Origin of the sequence: Raoultibacter timonensis (assembly GCF_900240215.1) — a bacterium.
GTDB lineage: Bacteria > Actinomycetota > Coriobacteriia > Coriobacteriales > Eggerthellaceae > Raoultibacter > Raoultibacter timonensis.
This window is the reverse complement of the sequence record NZ_LT964679.1, coordinates 1,462,175-1,479,566: the sequence shown is the minus strand read 5'-3', so window position 1 is coordinate 1,479,566 and position 17,392 is coordinate 1,462,175. Positions and strand designations below refer to the sequence as shown.

Below are 17,392 nucleotides of genomic sequence, written 5' to 3'. Positions count from 1 at the left end.
TGCAGACGAAGACGAGAGGACACCATGATCAAGATCATCACCGACTCGGTAGCATCGATACCCTCTGACATGCTTGCTGGCAAGCCGGTCGAGGTTGTGACGCTCTACGTCAACAGGGACGGCGTCGAGTACGCCGATGCCGCGATGGACCTCGACGAGTTCTACGCCGACATCTACGATATGATCGACAGCATTCCCACTTCGAGCCAGCCTTCGCAGCACACGCTCGAAGAGGTGTTCGAGCGCGCCGCTTCGTCGGGCGACGAAGTCTTGGGCATCTTCATCTCGTCGCATCTTTCGGGTACGTTCGACGGCGCTCTGCGCGCCGCCCGTGCCGTCAAAGCGCGCAATATCGATTTCACCTATCGCATCGTGGACTCCACCTCGTGCGGCTTCGACGAAGGCTGGGCGGTTCTCGCCGCAGCGGACGCTGCGGCGGCGGGAGGGGATCTCGATGCGTGCACCGCTTCGGCGCTCTCCTCGATGCAGGCGAGCCGCTTCCTCTTCACTCCCGAAACGCTTACGTTCTTGCAGAAGGGCGGTCGCATCGGCGGTGCGGCGGCTTTGCTCGGCAACCTCATCCAGCTCTCGCCGGTACTTACCGTGCGCGACGGGAGCGCCACGACGTTCGCGAAGGTGCGCACGCGTAAGAAGGCGCTCGAGAAGATCGTCCAGACGTTTCTCGACGATGTCGAGGCGCACGGGCTCAAGAACGTGGTCGTCCACTACATCGGCGACAAAACGCCTGCCTTGGAGTGGGCGAAAAACGTTATCGAGCCGCTCGTCGGCTCGTCGGTGCGCGTGCTTCCCGTGAGTCCCGTCATCGGATTGCATGTGGGTCCTGCCGTAGGCATCGCCTACGAATGCAAGCAGGCTTTGCAGAGCAAAATCAACGGTTCCGTCCAGTCGCTGTGCGTACAATAGGAGAATGCGATGTGTAGCATGCAGCACCAATGCAATCTGATCATCGATTCATGCTGCGATCTTCCCTTCGAGGTGGTGGACCGCGAAGGCATCGACCTCATCGAGTTTCCCTACATCATGAGCGACGGGGAGCATGCCGACGATCTGTACCAGACCACGAGCGCACACGATTTCTTCCAGGCGATGAGGGACGGGGAAACCCCCTCGACTGCCCAGATATCCGTGGCGACGCTACAGAAGGCGTTCGGGCGCGCCGTCGAAAGCGGTATCCCGACTGTGTTTTTGAGCTTCTCGAGCGGTCTTTCGGGCAGCTTCGACGTTGCTGCTATGGTGATGGATCAGGTGAAGGCCGAAAATCCCGATGCCGAGCTCTACATCGTCGATACGAGGCTCGCTTCGGTTGCCGAGGGTCTGCTCGTCTACGAAGCCATACGGCAGCGCGACAAGGGGCTGACGGCCAAGGAGCTTGCCCAGTGGGCCGAAGAGGCTTTGAACTACGTGGATGCCGAGTTCATGGTCGACGATCTCGAATCGCTCAGACGCGGCGGGCGCATACCGGGTTCGGTAGCCTATGCAGGCTCGAAGCTCGACGTGAAACCGCTGTTGACCATCGACTGCGAAGGCAAGTTGACCCTGTCGGGCGTCGCCCGTGGGCGCAAGAAGGGCATCAAGCAGCTCGTCGATTACTATGAGAAGCGCGTAGCATCGAAAAGCCCCGGCCAATGCGTGGTCATAGCGCATTCGGACTGCCCCAAAGATGCCGAGCGGCTCAAAGACATGCTATCCAAAGTTGACGACAGCATCCTGTTTCTGGAAAGCTTTATCGGCCCCGTTATCGGCAGTCATGTCGGCCCGGGGATGATCGCCGTGGTATTCTGGGGATACGATCAACGCGAGGAAATGTCGGTTGCCGATAAGATCGCGCGTAGGGTTAAGGGAAACTAACGCTCGGCTATCGGGTCGAAGCGATGTAAGGGGTGCGATGATGGGCAAGACGTTTGTGTTCGCGGGCGATACCGCTATCGGGGCCGTGCTGGCCGACAACTTGGTGAAAGCCGGATACGAGGCCGCTTGCGATGTCTCCTCCGCCGACGTGGTTTTCACGTTCTGCGCTTCGCAGACCGATCTCGAGGACGTGTACTTCGATTCCGAAGGACTTGTGCAGATCGCGGGGAAAGGGGCCTGGCTCGTTGATTTGAGCCCCTCGACGCCCGGTTTCGCACGTGAGCTCAACGCCGTTGCCATCGTGAGCGAACTGCATGCCATCGAAGCGCCGCTCGCCGTGCGCGATGCGACTATCGAGCGCGCCTACTCCGACGCCGCGAANCAGGACGAAGGTGCGCTCAACATCAACCTGGTTACGCCGACCCATTACCTTCCCCAGATCAAGTACGCCATCGATGCGGCGCGCGAGCGGGGGCTCGCGCTTCCGATCGTATACAATACCTCGGGCTACGAAACGGTGGCCGCCGTGAGGTCGCTTGCCGGTTACGTCGACGTCTATCTGACCGATTTCAAGTACTGGTCGAGCGGGGCGGCCCGCGCCTATTCCCATGCGCCCGAATACCGCGATGCCGCCGCTTCCGCCCTCGACGAAATGGTCGCGCAGGCGGGGGCGCCCGAATACCGCGAGGTTGCGGGGGAGGACGGCCCCGTTCTGGCGAGCGGGGTGGTGGTGCGGCACATGATGCTGCCCGGCCTTCTTGACGATTCGCGGCATCTCGTGGCGTTTCTCGCCGAGCGCTACGGCGCATCGATCGCGCTCAGCCTCATGAACCAATATACGCCCCTGCGCACGTTTCCCGATCATCCCGAGTTGAACGAGCGGGTGGGCGATGCCGATTACGAGGCGCTGCTCGACTTCGCCGACGAGCTCGGCATCGAGGAGTATTTCTGGCAGGAAGGCGAAGCCGCCCTCGAGAGCTTCGTTCCCGCGTTCGACGGGAGCGGGGTGTAGGGTCCTAGCGCCGCGATCCCGCGATTTCCCTTCCCGGCAGCGTTTCCTTCATCTCGGTGATGTTCCTCCAGAAGCGCTTGGGCATGAACTGGCGGCGCAGCTCGGGGTTGTAGCGCGCTTCGACGGCGACGGTGTCGTAGAAGCGCTTCCAGGCCGCCTGCATTGCGCGTTCCTCGGCGGAGCGCTCGGGCAGCACGAGCTCGTCGGTTTTGACGAGGTACCAATCCTTTCCCTCGTAGACGCCCGCGATGCGGTGCACCTCGTCGTAGATCATGAACGCCTGGGTGTTGAACCTGCCTGCGAACCAATCCATGAGAAGCGGCACGACCGAGGCCAGGGGGTTGCACTGCGCGAACCATACGTCGCCTTCCATATGCTCGAAGCGCAAGAACTGCATCATGCGGTGCCGCTCGTTATAGACCGTGCGGTTGAGCTCGTGAAACGGCGCGACCGACGGATGGGCGATGTCGTTCAAGGCGCTGTTCTTCTGCCCGCGCGTGCACAGTCCCCCGCAGCGCATCTTCCGTGTACATCCTGCGCAGTCGTGCGGCTTGTGCTTGGCCATGGCGTAGCGTACGAAGCGGTAGACGATGCTTCCCGTAGCGGGATCGTCGGAAAGCGAGGTGCTCTTCACGGCATCGAACGCGATGGGTCCGCAGGTTCGGCAGATGCCCTTCTGCACGCGCAGGGCGAACTCCATGCTCGTCTCCACGTCGCGCACCTCTTGGCCGAGCCGTGGTTGGAGATTTTCGGCACGGGCGATATCGCTCGGGTCTTCCTTGTTTGCGTATGCGGTGAAGATGGCGCTCAAAAGGCCCTCGAGCGACCCGTCGTAGGTGTAGGCAATATCGGTCATGCGCGCACGCTCGCGACGATGCGCTCGCGGCCGGCGAAACCCTGCGTGGCGATGCTGCCGGAATCCCACCGAGGCGAGGCGATACGGGAGGGCGATGCGTCCGGCTTCGGCTGGCGCGATACCGCCGGAGCGAACCATTCCGGGATCGAGGTGGCGAAGGGGTCTGCCGAAGCCTGCGGGAGCGCCCGTGCTTCTGTGGGGCTTGCTGCGGACATCGGGGTGTCGGCAAGGTTCGGCGCGTCCGTCGACGCTGCGAGCCTTTGGTACTCGCCCGGTCGCATGATCTTCGGCTTCGTCGTGTCGACCTGTTCGAACAGGCTCAGCTGTCCGGGGATCGCCTTGTCGGCGCGGCGACCGTGACGCCCCCCTTGGATGGGTGCGGCCAACTGCGCACGCAGCCCCTCGCGCGAAAAATCGGCGCCGGTGCCTGCGTAGCTGCCGTTGCAGGTGATGAAGTAGCGCGCCCGCTTGTAGGCGATGCCGAGCTTGCGGAGTTCGGGCTCGCGCAAAGTCGATCGCTTGCGGGCCCGAACGATCGACTTCGCGCCCCGCACGCCGATGCCCGGAACGCGCAGAAGCATCTCGTAGGGGGCGGTGTTCACCTCGACGGGGAAGCTGTCGAGGTTGTTGATGGCCCAGTTCGCCTTGGGGTCGAGCAGCGGATCGAGAAACGGATGCTTTTCGTCGATGATCTCGTTCACGTCGAATCGGTAGAAGCGCAGAAGCCAATCGGCCTGGTAGAGCCGATGTTCGCGGTTGAGCTCGATCGCATCTTTGACGGGAAGGCGCGCATCTTCGTTCACGGGCAGATACGCGCTGAAGAACACCCGCTTGAGCGAGAGCGTGCGGTACAGCGATGCCGAAAGGTTGAGGATGTGGTAATCGCTTTCGGGGGTGGCGCCGATGATCATCTGGGTGCTCTGCCCGGCCGGTACGAATGCGCGGGTTTTCTTCTTCGGTTTGTTCTCGGCCATGTACGTGGTGCATTTTCGCGCGATGGCGCGCGTATCCTTGTCCTCGGCGATGTTCTCCTTGATCTGCTTCATGGGGGCGAGTATGTTCTGCTTGTTCTTCTCGGGGGCCAGAAGCTGCAGGCTCTGGCTCGACGGCAGTTCCATGTTGACGCTCATGCGATCGGCGAGATGGCCCAGATGATCGATTAGTTCGGGCGAGGTTCCGGGCACGGCTTTCGCATGGATGTAGCCGCGAAAGCCATGTTCGAAGCGCAGGATCTCAAGCGTCTGGATCATGAGTTCGGTGGTGTAATCGGGGCTTCTGATGACACCCGAGCTGAGGAACAGACCCTCGATGTAGTTGCGGCGGTAGAACCCGATGGTGAGATCGGCCAGCTCGTGCGGTTTGAACGCCGCGCGGGCCACTTCGTTGGAGCAACGGTTCACGCAGTACGCGCAATCGAACACGCACACGTTTGTCATGAGCACCTTCAGAAGCGTGATGCAGCGCCCGTCGGCGGAGAAGCTGTGGCAGATGCCCGCCGCAAGCGTGTTTCCGAGTTTGCCTTTCTGCGCATCGCGGTCGATGCCCGAGGAAGTGCAGGCGACGTCGTATTTCGCCGCATCGGCGAGTATCTCCAGTTTGTCTGCGATATCCATAGAGCTCCCTGAAACGAATGTTTGTTCGTGTTATGGTATGCAAACGAATGTTCGTTGTCAAGGTTTCCCCGCCTGCTTTCATGCAACTTGCGCGCGTCTTCGTGCAGGATGCGCAGATCCGCTTGCCCGGTACGGCGTCGGCCGCGATACTGGATTGTGCCGCTCGGAGCTCGAACGGCGCATGCGATCGGATCGAAAGGCGGAAACCGTGCAGGTATCCATAAACGAAGAGCGGGAACTCGATGACATCCATGTCGACATCCGCTGCCCGCGCGTGGACGAACGCGTCGGACGCATCGTCGCGAACCTCGAGGCGTTCGACAAGCGGCTCGTGGGAAAACGCGACGGAAGCACCCATCTGCTCGACGCGACGCAGGTCCTTTACGCCGAAGCGGTCGATCGTCGGGTGTTCGTCTATACCGCCGAGGGCGTGTACGAAACGGCTCTGCGCCTCTACGAGATCGAAGACGGGCTTTCTGCGCTCGATTTCGTGCGCATTTCCAAGCAGACGATCGTGAACTTCTCGAAGGTACGCGCGATAAAACCCGACTTCAATGCGAGGTTGCAGCTTGTGCTGGACAACGGCGAAGCGGTGATCGTATCGCGCCAGTACTCGGGCGCCATCAAGCAGAAGATCGGCGCATTCTAGCCGCGTGAAAGGAGCAATGCAATGAAACGGTTTTTCGGGAGGGTCGTCGCTACCGCCTGCGTGGTGTTCACGGCGATCATGGTTGCAAGCCTGCCGTTCGCCTATGCGTTCGCAGGTCCGAGCGAAGGCCTCGACATGAGCGTCGGCATGCTGGTTGCAGCGTTCGCTGCAGCGTTGCTGCAGGGGTTCTGGTTCAGCGGCCATATCCTCAAGCGGATGCGGTATGCGGTGCGGCTGGCGGGGTTCGCACTGACTGCAGCACCTGCGATCTATCTGTGCGGGTGGTTTGCGGGTTGGTTTCCCCGGGATATCGAGTACGCGGTATCGTTTTTCGCCATCTTCCTCGTCCTGTTCGCGGTGATATCGATAGGCTATACTATCTACTTCAAGAGAGTCGCGGGGGGCTACCAAGAGGCGCTCGAGGCCTATCGGCGCCGGGCGGCGGATGAGAAGCGGTGAGCTTGCCTGCCTTAGGCGAGAAAGACGCGTCGGTGCATCGAACTTGACGGGATTGGTTGCATGAGGAAGATGGCGGTTCTTTGCAGCGTGTTGATGAGCATAGCTTGTCTGACGGCATGCTCGGATGCGGGCCCCATGCTCCCGATGCGAATGGTGGAAACGAAAAGGCCATCACCCTGGAATTGGATCGGGACTATGATAAGGTCGATCCCTTCGTTAACGAAAAACTGTTCTGCGTCTCTGAGGATCTCGATGCCTTAACCGCTGAAGGCACGTTGGAGGCGAATGGCGGCAGCGTGGTTTTAGAGATAAAGAACAACAGGACGAACGAAGTCCTATGGAGCAACGCCTGGCGGGGCGACGTTGAATCGGAAACCTTTTCCGTGACGCTTGAAGACCTCAGGGCGGCAGACGAATACGTCGTTTGCCTTATCGGGAGAGAGATGCACCATGCTACGCTGGGGATCGCCTTCGACGGCGCCTTCGTTCGGGAAAGAGCGATGCCTCTGCGATAAAACCGGTGCGTCTGCGTTCCGCGTGCGCCTCGTCGGGTATCATGTTCAGCGTTATTCCGTTTTCGAGCGGGAGCCGAAAGGAACCGATGAATCGCGCCTACCTCTCATATTTCGCCGCCCTCGTGCTGTTCGGTACGAACGGCATCGTTGCGAGCATGATCGATCTGCCGAGTTACGAGATCGTGCTCGCCCGTACGCTCGTTGGCGCTTTGTTCCTTGCGGTCGTGTTCGCCGTGAGCCGCAAGAAGATGCAGATTGTGCGCGTCGGCGGCAAGCAGGTTGCCTGCCTTGTGGTTTCGGGCGTTGCCATGGGTGCGAGCTGGATGCTCCTGTTCGAGGCCTACCGGCTTGTCGGCGTGAGCGTCTCGACGCTTTTGTACTACTGCGGCCCCGTTATCGTCATGGCGCTTGCCCCTGTGGTGTTCAAAGAGCGGATGAGCCTTGCCCTGGTTGCGGGGTTCGCCGCCGTGCTCGGAGGCATGGTGTGCGTGAACGGGTTTGCGCCGCCTTCGGCGGAATCGTCATGGGGTTTTGCGTGCGGCGTCCTTTCGGCGATCATGTACGCCGTCATGGTGATAGCGAACAAGCTGGCCGCAGGCGTGACCGGCATCGAGAACTCCCTGTGGCAGCTCGTGTTCGCCTGCGTGTCGGTTTTCGTGTTCACAGTGGCGAACCATACGGGCGAGATCTCGATCCCTGCCGAGAGCATCGCACCGATCCTGTTTCTCGGAGTGGTGAACACCGGCCTCGGCTGCTATTGGTACTTCTCCTCCATCAAGCATCTGTCCGCGCAGACCGTTTCGATTTTCGGGTACCTCGAGCCCTTGTCGGCGCTTGCGTTCTCGGCGGTGTTCCTCGGCGAGCAGCTCGCCCTCGTGCAGGTTGTCGGTGCCGCCCTCATCCTCGGGGGAGCGGCGTTCGGCGAGCTCGTTGGCAGGAAGAAGCGAATCGACGCCGCGCCGGATGCCGGCTCTGCGAAGTAGGATATCTTCCCTCGCTCATATCGAACCGCCAGCCGGCTTGCATCACTGCGTTCGCGACGGCACCGATGCGTCACCGCCAATTGTTGCTCAAAATCGTATTCAGGCAATTGAACAGCGCATATGCAAATACCCCCCAGAGGGGTGTACTGCTTTTCCCCATACAGGGCTAGGCTCTTTTCGTCAATGCACAAGCCGCGGCATGCGGCCGCGAAAGGAGTGATCGCAATGGGAGGAAAAGCTTCGATGGGAATCAGCCGCCGTACGTTTATCGGTGCGGCAACGGTGGCGGGTGTTCAATTCGCCGTGTTCGGCCTTGCCGGCTGCGCGCCGAGCGCCCAGGGGGAGAGCGGCAAGGCGGGTGGATTCACTGCGGGCACGTATACGGGCGAAGCCGAAGGCAAGTTCGACGCCATCGTCGTCGAGACCGATTTCACGGAGGATTCCATCGCCGAAATCCGCATCGTGAAAAACGGCGATACGGCGCGCATCGCGCAACCTGCTCTCGAGAAGATGCCCGAGCGGATTCTCGAAGCCCAGGGGCTGGGAGTCGATACGGTTACGGGGTCGACGCTTACGAGCATGGGCATCGTGGGTGCGGTTGCCTCGTGCGCAGAGCAGGCGGGCGGCAACGTATCCGCCCTCAAGAAAAAGGGGGCGCCCGAGCCGAGCAGCGAGCACGTCGACCTTGAAACCGATGTCGTCGTCATCGGCGCGGGAGCCGCCGGCATGGGCGGCGCCATTGCGGCAGCGCGGGGCGGCAAGCGCATTGTCGTGCTGGAGAAGAATTCGAACATCGGCGGCAACTGCCTCGTGTCGGGCGGATACCTCGAGTATTTGGCGGCCCCCGATGACGCTCGCCCCGACATGACGCCCGAGCTCGAGCGTTACGTGGCCGACGTTCTTGCGAGCGACATCGCGGCGTCGTCGAACCCCGAAGTGGTGCAGGCCGTACGCGACGAGTTCGAGGCGCATCAGGCGTCGGGCGCAACGAAATTGTTCGATTCGCCGAACTACTATGCGCTCGATTTCGCGGTTACGGCAGGTGAGGGTCTTCCCGTCGAGTCGTACCTTCCCGTGGGGCGCAATATCTCGGCGCTCAACGAGTGGATGACCGAAAACGGATTCGAGTGGATCACCCCCACGTTCGCGATCACGGGATACCAGTATCCGCGTTGGTCGGGTCCTGCCGAGGGCGTCAACGGCGAAGGCTACTTCGATTTCTACGACAAGGTCATTTCGAACGGCACTATGGATGTCGAGATATACCTTGCCGTGGCCGCAACCGACCTGATCGTCGAGAACGGCGCCGTTGTCGGGGTAGAGGCGACCGCCGAGGACGGATCGACCTACACCGTCAAGGCGGAAAGCGTGCTTCTTGCATCGGGCGGGTTCTCGGGCAATTCCGCTATGCTCAAGGAATACAATACCGAGTGGCCCTATCCCGAGAGCACCATTCCGACCACCAACGTCAACGGGCACACCGGCGACGGCATCGCGATGGCGACCAAGCTCGGCGCAGGCGTGGTGGACATGGGCAACCAGATGCTCTTCCCGTTCAACGATCCGGTGAACTTCTCGTTCGAGGATATCATGGGCTCGTTCGGCGACAGCCCGGTGGTCAACCAGAGCGGAAACCGCTTCGTCGACGAAACTACCGACCGCTTCACGATCTCGGCGGCGATGATGGAGCAGACCGACAACCTCGGATTCTTCGTCTGCGATAAGAAGTGCAGCGATTATCCTTCCGAAGAGCGGCAGGAAACGCTGCTGCGCCGCGGCCTGCTCTACAAGGCGGACACGCTCGAGGATCTGGCGGAGCAGATGGGCTGCGACAAGGCGACGTTCGTCAAGACCATCGAGACGTTCAACGAGGCCGTGCACGCGGGCGAGGACGAGGAATTCGGCCGCTACCTCTTCACCGAACTGAGCTCGGTCGAGGAGCCGCCGTTCTTTGCGTCGCCGGTAACGTGGGCCGCCCATATCACGATCGGCGGCCTGTCCACCGACGAGAGCACGCACGAGGTTCTCGATGAGGCCGGGTCGCCCATNGCGGGTTCGCCGCGCGCGGTGCGTCCGAGCTGCGCGCGGCGTGCAAACAACGGCTGGAGGCTGGCACCCGACGGCTGGGGGAAGCGGGGCGAGGCGGAGACCCATGCGGAGACCGCACGGAAACTCGCGCGCCGGATCGCGTACCGATGGCTCGTGCAGAAAAAACTTGCACCGACCCCCGGGTTTTTTCTGCACGAAGCGTTTTCGACCCTGAGAATCCGGGCTTCTCACGCGGCAGCTCCTTTAGTTGACAAGTAAACTTGGCACGAGCTATACTCCATTATGTCAAGAAAACTTGGCAGAATGCACCGGTCGAGCACGAGCCCGCGGTGCAGGGATCGGAGGCGTTCATGGATAAGGAAGAGATCCTCGAGAAGAGCCGCAAGGAGTACGGCATTGCCGATGAGCGCGAGAGGCAGAACGAGACCCGGGCGGCATCGGTCGGAATGTGGGTCACGTTCGCGATTTCGGTCGTATACGCTCAGGTGAAATCGTTTTTACTCGGCCAGCCTGCAAACGACATCATGGGCCTGGCGTTTTTCGGCGCTTCGGCGACGTTTCTCATGTACTTCCGCTATTCGCGCTATCGCGCGCATCTGGCAGGTGGAATTATCTTTGCCCTCGGCGGGCTGCTGTTCCTGGTTGCCTATATCCTGCGTTTGAACGGGATCGATATCTGATGGACGACAAGCTCATCCTCAAGAACAACCTGCCTGCCGCACGCAAGGAGGCGGGGTACTCGCAGCTCGAATTCGCCCGGCTCATCGGCGTGTCGCGCCAAACGATCTCTTCGATCGAGACGGGGCAGTTCAACCCGACGGCCAAGCTCGCGCTCATAATCTGCATCGCGCTCGACAAGAAGTTCGAAGAGCTGTTCTACTTCGATTGATCCCCTGTGCCCGAAACGTGAGAACGGCGGCCCGCGCGGTCGCCGTTCCCTGCATTCTTATCGCGATAGGTCCGGCGCATCACCGGTCGGTACGGGTGGCGTTGTCGGGGTCGATCGACATGCTCTGGAAACGGTGCTCCATAAAGCTGTTGTCAAAATGATCGGCGAAGAACTGCTCGATCGGGGTATCGGGGGTTCTGCCCGCTTCCCGTTCGTACCAGCAGTCGAGCGACATGAGCGTCATGGCTCCGTCCACGATCATGAGCGCCGCAGCCACCGTCGTCACAGCATAGCGCCAGTTCCATGGAATCAGATTCACGACTTTGAGCATCTGCGGCAGCAGCAGCTTGATCCATGCCACGCCGAGGATGCCCCACATGATCATGAACATGCCGTTCGTGCGGCCGTCGATCGAAAGCCAGCTTCCCGTGTAATCCCAGGCGACGATGCCGAAGGCGAACTGCATGAACCAGCTCGTCAGATACTCGAACGCGCCGCCGATGACCGCGCTCACCAAGAAGATCAGGATGATCGGCTTATCGTGGAAGCGGTTCAGGGCAACGGTCATGAGCACGGCGCCGAACCCGTAGATGGGCGAGAACGGACCGAACAGAAGGCCTGCGCGGTCTTCGTACCCGCCGAACAGCATGAAGTGGTAGATCGTTTCGAGGATGAGGCCGAGCACGCAGCACACGACGAAAATCCAGAAGACGTTGAAGAAGTTCAGGGTGATGAAGCCCTTGCCGGAAAGATCGCGGCCGGCTTGGTCGCCGAGCTCTGCCTGCGAGCGGTCTTCCATGAGGCGGAGTTTGCGCTGCAGCTCTCGCTCCTCGGCGAGCGAGGGATCGACGTAGCTCGAAAGCGCGATGAGTACGACGAGGACCACGGCGTAGAAGATATCGTCTTCGTTCAGGCCGAAGAGCATCATGTCGCACAGTACGATGAGGATCGTAAGCACGATGAGCGCTTCGGCGGTCTGGCGCGCTCCGCGCCGCTTGTTGCGCAGGAGCCTCGCTCCGAGCACGATGAACAGCACGGTAAGCGCCGCCATGAAACCTATCTGGGCGAAGAACAGGATGTTCGAGACGATGGAGTCGTCGGAGAACGCGCCCTCTTGAAACGCTTCGACCATCACGAAGCAGACCAGGCCGATGATCGGCAGAACCGCGATACCGCCAAGAAGGCAGAGGACGCCGAATATCTTCATCGGAATGGGGATCTTCTTGCTGTCGAGCGGGGCATCGGGATCGGGCGGGACGTTGTCGGTTTCGGGTTCGAGGTCGTGTTCGCTCGGAAGTTGAGCGTCGTGATCCTGCATTTGGTGCTCCTGTCGATGACTGCATAGTCAAAACGGCCGATCGACCGTTTTGCGTTCGTCGCGTGTGTTCTTTTCTGCAAGAGGTAACTTAAATCCTGAAAACTGTATCACGGCAGTGCTGTTTTGCCAACCGAAACACGGCAAAGCGCATGCTCCGCGCAGCTCGCGGATCGCGCTTCCGCAGTGGGATCGTACCTCGGCAGAAGTACGGAAGAGCGAATCGGTGGAGGTTCTCTGGAACGCATGGCGCGTGCGAAGATCATGGGTTTCCCGACGGTAAGGTGTGTCTTGTCAAAATTACTAGTAAATAACTAGGAATTAAGATACGCCGCCGCGGGAGATTCGGGCTCGAGGGTTTCTGGTCCTTAAAGCATCGGGTTTTTAGCTATGAGCAGCTCGGACGAGCCGGGCGGTACCGATACATCTCGCCGGGAGACGATCGAGCGATCATGCGTCCCGGCATGACCTTTTGGAGGAAACCCCATGAAAGGAATAATTCAGAAAGCGTCTCTGGTCGGCTGCGCCGCCGTGCTGGCTCTTGCGGTTGCGGGCTGCTCCTCGGGAAGCGAAACCGAAGGCAAGTCCGATGCGGCGGGCGCCCTTGGACAAACGGAATCCGCCCAGGGATCCGCAGGACAGCAGGAAGAAACTAAAAACGAGGTGGTCGTCGTCGAATCGGGCTGGTCGGTCGACGATCAGGGTTACGTGCATTACGGGATCGTCCTCGAAAACGAGGGAGATATGGCAGCGATGTTCCCTGCCGTCAAGATAACCGGCAAAGATGCCGACGGCAACGTCGTTTCTTCCGACGAGCAGATACTGATGGGGCTCAAGCCCGGTCAGCGCGTGGCATGGGCGGGGCAGGCCGGTACCGGCACGGCTCCCGCAACCGTCGAGTTCGGCGTAAACGTTTCGGAAAGCAGCTGGCAGAAGGCCGAAGCCGCAGAGGATGCGTTCGAGATCAGCGGGACGACGGCGCAGGAGAGCGGCTTCGGCACGGTCAACTTCGTCGGTGAGATCACGAGCCTTCTCGAGGATGGAGATCTCGGCATGGTTGCGGTGAGCGTCTTGCTTCGCGACGGCTCCGGTGCGATCGTGGGCGGGTATTCCGGTTTCGTGAACAACCTTGCCGCCGGATCGACGACCTCGTTCGACGTTTTGGGCTACGGGGTCCCTGCGTACGAGACGTTCGAGGTGTTCGCCCAGTCTTGGACATAGGCCCGTAAGGCGCATTCGGAGCAATCGGCTCCGTGCGAGCAAAGGCCAGCCGCATCAATCGGCTGGCCTTTTTCTCCGTGGAGCCAGTGACAGGATTCGAACCTGCAACCCGCAGTTTACAAAACTGCTGCGCTACCGTTGCGCCACACTGGCACGTCCGAGGACGCGAAAGCGTATTGTACGACAAACCGGCCGAAAGAAAAAGCGGAAACGCCTGATGCCTGCGCAGGATTGCGCACATGAATGGCACCCATTCCGTTTGGGAATGATTCCCATAGGGTTCCGGTTCGAGCGGCGAAGCGAATCGGAAGCCGTCCTATGCCGCCCCTGCGCTATCGGGCGCGCACATTTGACTTTTTCGTATGCCCCCTTTCCCCTATACAATCGCTGCCCAGCGAGGTTGATCGGCCGTCGGCGCCGCGCTTTTCGAGATGCGTGCAGGCGGTAGGACGGCTTGGGACGAGAGAAGGGAGTGTTGATGAGAAAAGGAATGAATCCTGATCTCTATCGCGAAGAGTGGCAATGGCAAGAGGGGGATGTAACCGTCACGCGCAGCTGCCAGTGGTCGGGCCCTGGTTGCCATCAGGGATGCAACGTTTTGTTCTACACGAAAGACGACAAGCTCGTGAAGATCGAGGGCGATCCTCGTTCACCGGTGAACGAGGGCAGGCTGTGCATGCGCTGCTTGGCCATGGTCGAGGCGGTCAATCATCCCGACCGCATCCTCCATCCGCTCAGGCGCGTGGGGGAGCGCGGCGAGAACATGTGGGAAGAGATCACGATGGACGAGGCGTACGCTATCATCGCCGAGAAGGCCCGCGAAGTTACCGAGGAATACGGCCCGAAGTCCATCGTCACCGGCATCGGCACGGGACGCAACGCCACCTGGCAGACGTCCTCGCTCGCATTCGCCGGATTCCAGACCCCCAACGATACGGCGGGCATGCTTTCGGGAGACTGCTGCTATACGCCGCGCCTGCAGGCCATGAACGCCATCTTCGGCTCCGATTTCATCGCCGACTGCGCCCAGCTTTCCGCCGAGCGCTTCGACGATCCCGAATACCGTCGGCCCGACGTGGTTCTCAACTGGGCGTGCAATCCCGTCGTTTCCAACGCCGACGGGTTCTTCGGGCACTGGATCGTCGATTGCATGCAGCACGGAACGAAACTGTTCGTCGTCGACACGCGCGTCACGTGGATGGCTGCGCACGCCGACATCTTCTTGCAGCTTCGCCCCGGCACCGATGCCGCTGTGGCCCTTGGCATCTGCCACGTCATGCTCGAAGAGGATCTCTACGATAAAGAGTTCTGCGACAGGTGGGTGTACGGCATGGAGGCTTTGGCCGAACGCGCTGCCGCCTACACCCCCGAGGTCGTTGAGAAGATCTCGTGGGTGCCCGCGGAGAAGATCGTCGAAGCAGCCCGCTATCTGGGCAGCGCCGGCACGGTAGCCCTGCAGTGGGGTCTGCCGCTCGATCAGACGAAGTGGGCCGTAGGCGCCTCGCTCGCCGTTGCGGCCGTCGAGGTCTTGACGGGCTCCATCGACGTTCCCGGCGGTTTCGTGAACGTGAAGTACGGCCACGTGCAGTCCGACATCCGCGAGAACATCTGCAAGGGCATGGGCAAGCAGGTACGCGAGGGGCGGCTCGGTGACGGCAAGTACGCGCTGCGCACGGTCGGATTCGGCCCGCACTCCATGGGCGACGACATTCTGCTGGCCATGGAGACCGGCGAGCCCTATCCCATCAAGATGGGCTTTCTCTGCTCCACCAACAGCTTCATCAACATGGCGGGAGAATCCAAGCGCGTCTACGAGGCGTGGCAGAAGGTTCCCTTCGTGGTCGTATGCGATCTGTTCATGACGCCGACGGCTGCGGGCTGCGCCGATATCGTGCTGCCCATCGCCATGGGCTGCGAGCGTTGGGGCATCCGCGCCTGGTTCACGCCGCTTCGGGCCATCAACAAGATCCTCCAGGCGGGCGATGCGCGCGGCGACGAGCAGATCATGCTCGAGCTCGGCCAGATCCTGAACCCCGACATGTTCTTCTGGGATACGGTTCCCGAGATGAACGAGTACGTCATGAAGAACCTCTCCTCGATGCCGTTCGACATCACGTGGGAGGAGCTGCAGGAAAAGACGCTCGTGTATCCGAAGTTCCAGTACCGCAAGTACGAAACGGGCGACATGCGATTCGACAAGCAGCCGGGCTTCAACACGACCACGGGGCGCATCGAGCTGTACTGCACCATGTACGATTCGGCGGGCATCGATCCTCTGCCGAGCTTCAAGGAGCCCACGTGCAGCCCGATCTCCGCTCCCGAGGAGGCGAAGGAATACCCCTTCGTGCTCACGACGGGCCGTCGCAGCTGGGAGTTCTTCCACTCTGAGCACCGTCAGCTCAAATCGATGCGCGAGTTCCACCCCTGGCCTCTGTGCGAGATCAACACCCAGGATGCCGAAGAGCTGGGCATTCGCGACGGCGATTGGGTGTATCTGGAGAACCAATGGGGCAAGATCATGCAGAAGGCCGAGGTGTCGGACGCCATCTTGCGCGGCACGATCATGGCCGAGCACGGATGGTGGTTCCCCGAGCGCTCCGGCAAGCTCGAAGATGGCCTGTACGGCGCGTTCGATTCGAACATCAACTGCCTGACCATCCAAAACGATATGGCGACAGCCGGCTACGGATCGTCCTATAAGACGCAGATCTGCAAGGTCTACAAGGTTGAAGACGGAACCGAGCCCAAGGGCGACATGCCCGAAAACGTCGGACGAAACCAGTTCGAAGTCGTGAATCGATAGAAGGGAGGAAGAGGCATGTTGAACGGTTTGCTTATCAATTACAACTTTTGCACGGGATGCCATAGCTGCGAGATGGCGTGCAAGGTGGAGCACGGATACCAGGAAGGCGAATGGGGCATCAAGCTTACCCAGCAGGGTCCCGACCTCGTTAAGGAGGACACCTGGGAGTTCAACTTCATCCCCACGCCGACCGATCGTTGCGACTTGTGCGCCGACCGCGTGAGGGAAGGCCGCCTGCCAACGTGCGTGCACCACTGCCAGGGCCTCTGCATGCAATACGGCCCGGTGGACGAGCTGGCGAAGCAGATGACGTCGTCGCACATGGTGTTGTTCGTTCCGTGCGAGGAATAGGGGAAGACATGAACAGGGAAGACGTTGCAGAGAAGTACGGCGAGCTTGTGAGCGACTGGTATTGCGTTGAGGCCTACCTCAAGGACGGTGCGCTGTACTACCGCTACGATGCGGCCGATCCGGTCACCGAGCCGGGGCAGATCACCTTCAACAAGATCACCGACGATGCGGGCGAGCCCGTTCAGGTGACCACGGTCGAGTTCCACGAGGCGCAAAAGGGCGACAAGCTGAAGTAGACGAGGGGTTGCGCCCGAAGTCCTTCGGCCGAGGGCGCGGCTTCGCCGATGGTATGGCTGGATCGAGTGCCCTTGCCGGTTGACTCCAACCGGCAAGGCGGGAAAGGGGCTGTGATGGAGCTTCAGGAGATCAAGGAGAGGTACGCCGATCTGCTCGCCGCCGAATCGACGGTGGAGGCGTATCTGCTCGACGGTGCATTGTACTACCGCTACGAGTGGCTCAACGAGGTGGAGATGATGCCCGAGATCGTGTACTACCGCCTCGTCGGCGATGAGGATCCCGCCGAGAGGGGAGAGATCGTTCCTTTGGGCAGGTACTACAAAGCCCAGAAGAACGGGGAGAAAGTCAAGTAGGTGCTCGAGAGGCCGCAGGGCGGTGCGAGCAGGTGCGAGTAAGGAGCAACTTCTATGTGTTTTAGACCGGCTGATGCGCAAACAGCAACGAAGCAGTGCCCGAAGTGCGGGGCTGAGAACAGCTACTTCGATACGGAATGCAAGCAATGCGGTACCGAACTCTCTTCGGGCGGGCCGCGCCCTATGGGTGCCCCCGGCCGCCCTCCCGCACCCAGCGC

18 protein-coding genes and 1 tRNA gene are annotated in these 17,392 nt (G+C 60.8%); 15 read left to right on the top strand and 4 right to left on the bottom strand.

Annotation, left to right across the window (positions count from 1 at the left end; genetic code table 11):
• Positions 1-24: 24 nt before the first annotated feature.
• From C1722_RS06580 to C1722_RS17340, 3 genes are read left to right on the top strand one after another with little or no spacing between them, the layout of a single operon-like run.
• Entirely contained in the window at positions 25-924 is a 900-nt protein-coding gene (locus C1722_RS06580) for a DegV family protein (RefSeq protein ID WP_102378535.1), read from the top strand.
• An 18-nt stretch (positions 925-942) separates the two neighbouring features.
• Positions 943-1,869 (top strand): DegV family protein, encoded by a 927-nt coding sequence (locus C1722_RS06575; RefSeq protein WP_102378534.1) that lies wholly within the window; start codon positions 943-945, stop codon positions 1,867-1,869.
• 37 nt (positions 1,870-1,906) lie between these two features.
• Positions 1,907-2,881, top strand: coding sequence for an NAD(P)-binding domain-containing protein (locus tag C1722_RS17340; protein WP_102378533.1), 975 nt, complete (start codon positions 1,907-1,909; stop codon positions 2,879-2,881).
• A gap of 4 nt (positions 2,882-2,885) precedes the next feature.
• On the opposite strand, the gene C1722_RS06565 is transcribed toward C1722_RS17340, so the two are convergent.
• Positions 2,886-3,737, bottom strand: a complete 852-nt coding sequence (locus C1722_RS06565) for a TIGR03915 family putative DNA repair protein (protein ID WP_102378532.1) — start codon at positions 3,735-3,737, stop codon at positions 2,886-2,888.
• Entirely contained in the window at positions 3,734-5,350 is a 1,617-nt protein-coding gene (locus tag C1722_RS06560; protein ID WP_244902468.1) for a putative DNA modification/repair radical SAM protein, read from the bottom strand. The genes C1722_RS06565 and C1722_RS06560 overlap by 4 nt, the downstream gene beginning before the upstream one ends.
• A gap of 208 nt (positions 5,351-5,558) precedes the next feature.
• On the opposite strand from C1722_RS06560, the gene C1722_RS06555 reads away from it, so the two are divergent.
• The 7 genes from C1722_RS06555 to C1722_RS06525 all read left to right on the top strand — a co-directional run bounded on the left by C1722_RS06555 (position 5,559) and on the right by C1722_RS06525 (position 10,894).
• Complete coding sequence (locus C1722_RS06555) at positions 5,559-5,999, top strand: LytTR family DNA-binding domain-containing protein (RefSeq protein WP_102379564.1); 441 nt, start codon at positions 5,559-5,561, stop codon at positions 5,997-5,999.
• Positions 6,000-6,020: 21 nt separating this feature from the next.
• Positions 6,021-6,458: a DUF3021 family protein gene (locus C1722_RS06550; RefSeq protein WP_102378531.1), complete on the top strand. Its 438-nt coding sequence runs from the start codon at positions 6,021-6,023 to the stop codon at positions 6,456-6,458.
• Between the two features lie 56 nt (positions 6,459-6,514).
• Positions 6,515-6,973 (top strand): DUF4624 family lipoprotein, encoded by a 459-nt coding sequence (locus C1722_RS06545; RefSeq protein ID WP_102378530.1) that lies wholly within the window; start codon positions 6,515-6,517, stop codon positions 6,971-6,973.
• Between the two features lie 86 nt (positions 6,974-7,059).
• Positions 7,060-7,956: a DMT family transporter gene (locus C1722_RS06540; protein ID WP_102378529.1), complete on the top strand. Its 897-nt coding sequence runs from the start codon at positions 7,060-7,062 to the stop codon at positions 7,954-7,956.
• Between the two features lie 120 nt (positions 7,957-8,076).
• Entirely contained in the window at positions 8,077-10,263 is a 2,187-nt protein-coding gene (locus C1722_RS06535) for an FAD-dependent oxidoreductase (RefSeq protein WP_102378528.1), read from the top strand.
• 92 nt (positions 10,264-10,355) lie between these two features.
• A complete protein-coding gene (locus C1722_RS06530; RefSeq protein WP_146040615.1) occupies positions 10,356-10,685 on the top strand; it encodes a DUF6442 family protein in 330 nt (109 codons plus the stop codon).
• Positions 10,685-10,894, top strand: a complete 210-nt coding sequence (locus C1722_RS06525; RefSeq protein ID WP_102378526.1) for a helix-turn-helix transcriptional regulator — start codon at positions 10,685-10,687, stop codon at positions 10,892-10,894. Before C1722_RS06530 ends, C1722_RS06525 begins: the two co-directional genes overlap by 1 nt.
• A gap of 79 nt (positions 10,895-10,973) precedes the next feature.
• Here the strand turns inward: C1722_RS06525 and C1722_RS06520 are convergent, their stop codons facing one another.
• On the bottom strand, positions 10,974-12,212 hold the full coding sequence (locus C1722_RS06520; protein WP_102378525.1) for a putative ABC transporter permease: 1,239 nt from the start codon (positions 12,210-12,212) through the stop codon (positions 10,974-10,976).
• Between the two features lie 483 nt (positions 12,213-12,695).
• On the opposite strand from C1722_RS06520, the gene C1722_RS06515 reads away from it, so the two are divergent.
• On the top strand, positions 12,696-13,430 hold the full coding sequence (locus C1722_RS06515; protein ID WP_102378524.1) for a hypothetical protein: 735 nt from the start codon (positions 12,696-12,698) through the stop codon (positions 13,428-13,430).
• A 78-nt stretch (positions 13,431-13,508) separates the two neighbouring features.
• On the opposite strand, the gene C1722_RS06510 is transcribed toward C1722_RS06515, so the two are convergent.
• A tRNA-Thr gene (locus C1722_RS06510) sits at positions 13,509-13,583 on the bottom strand.
• Positions 13,584-13,908: 325 nt separating this feature from the next.
• Here C1722_RS06510 and C1722_RS06505 point away from each other — a divergent pair.
• The 4 genes from C1722_RS06505 (at position 13,909) to C1722_RS06490 (ending at position 17,174) form a co-directional block, all read left to right on the top strand.
• The gene (locus C1722_RS06505) at positions 13,909-16,233 is read left to right on the top strand and encodes a molybdopterin-dependent oxidoreductase (protein ID WP_102378523.1); all 2,325 of its coding nucleotides are present in this window, start codon (positions 13,909-13,911) and stop codon (positions 16,231-16,233) included.
• A gap of 15 nt (positions 16,234-16,248) precedes the next feature.
• Positions 16,249-16,584, top strand: coding sequence for a 4Fe-4S dicluster domain-containing protein (locus tag C1722_RS06500; protein ID WP_102378522.1), 336 nt, complete (start codon positions 16,249-16,251; stop codon positions 16,582-16,584).
• Between the two features lie 8 nt (positions 16,585-16,592).
• Positions 16,593-16,820 carry a hypothetical protein gene (locus tag C1722_RS06495; protein WP_102378521.1) on the top strand — a complete coding sequence of 76 codons (228 nt, stop codon included), beginning with the start codon at positions 16,593-16,595 and terminating at the stop codon, positions 16,818-16,820.
• A gap of 114 nt (positions 16,821-16,934) precedes the next feature.
• Positions 16,935-17,174 carry a hypothetical protein gene (locus tag C1722_RS06490; RefSeq protein WP_102378520.1) on the top strand — a complete coding sequence of 80 codons (240 nt, stop codon included), beginning with the start codon at positions 16,935-16,937 and terminating at the stop codon, positions 17,172-17,174.
• Positions 17,175-17,392: the final 218 nt, after the last annotated feature.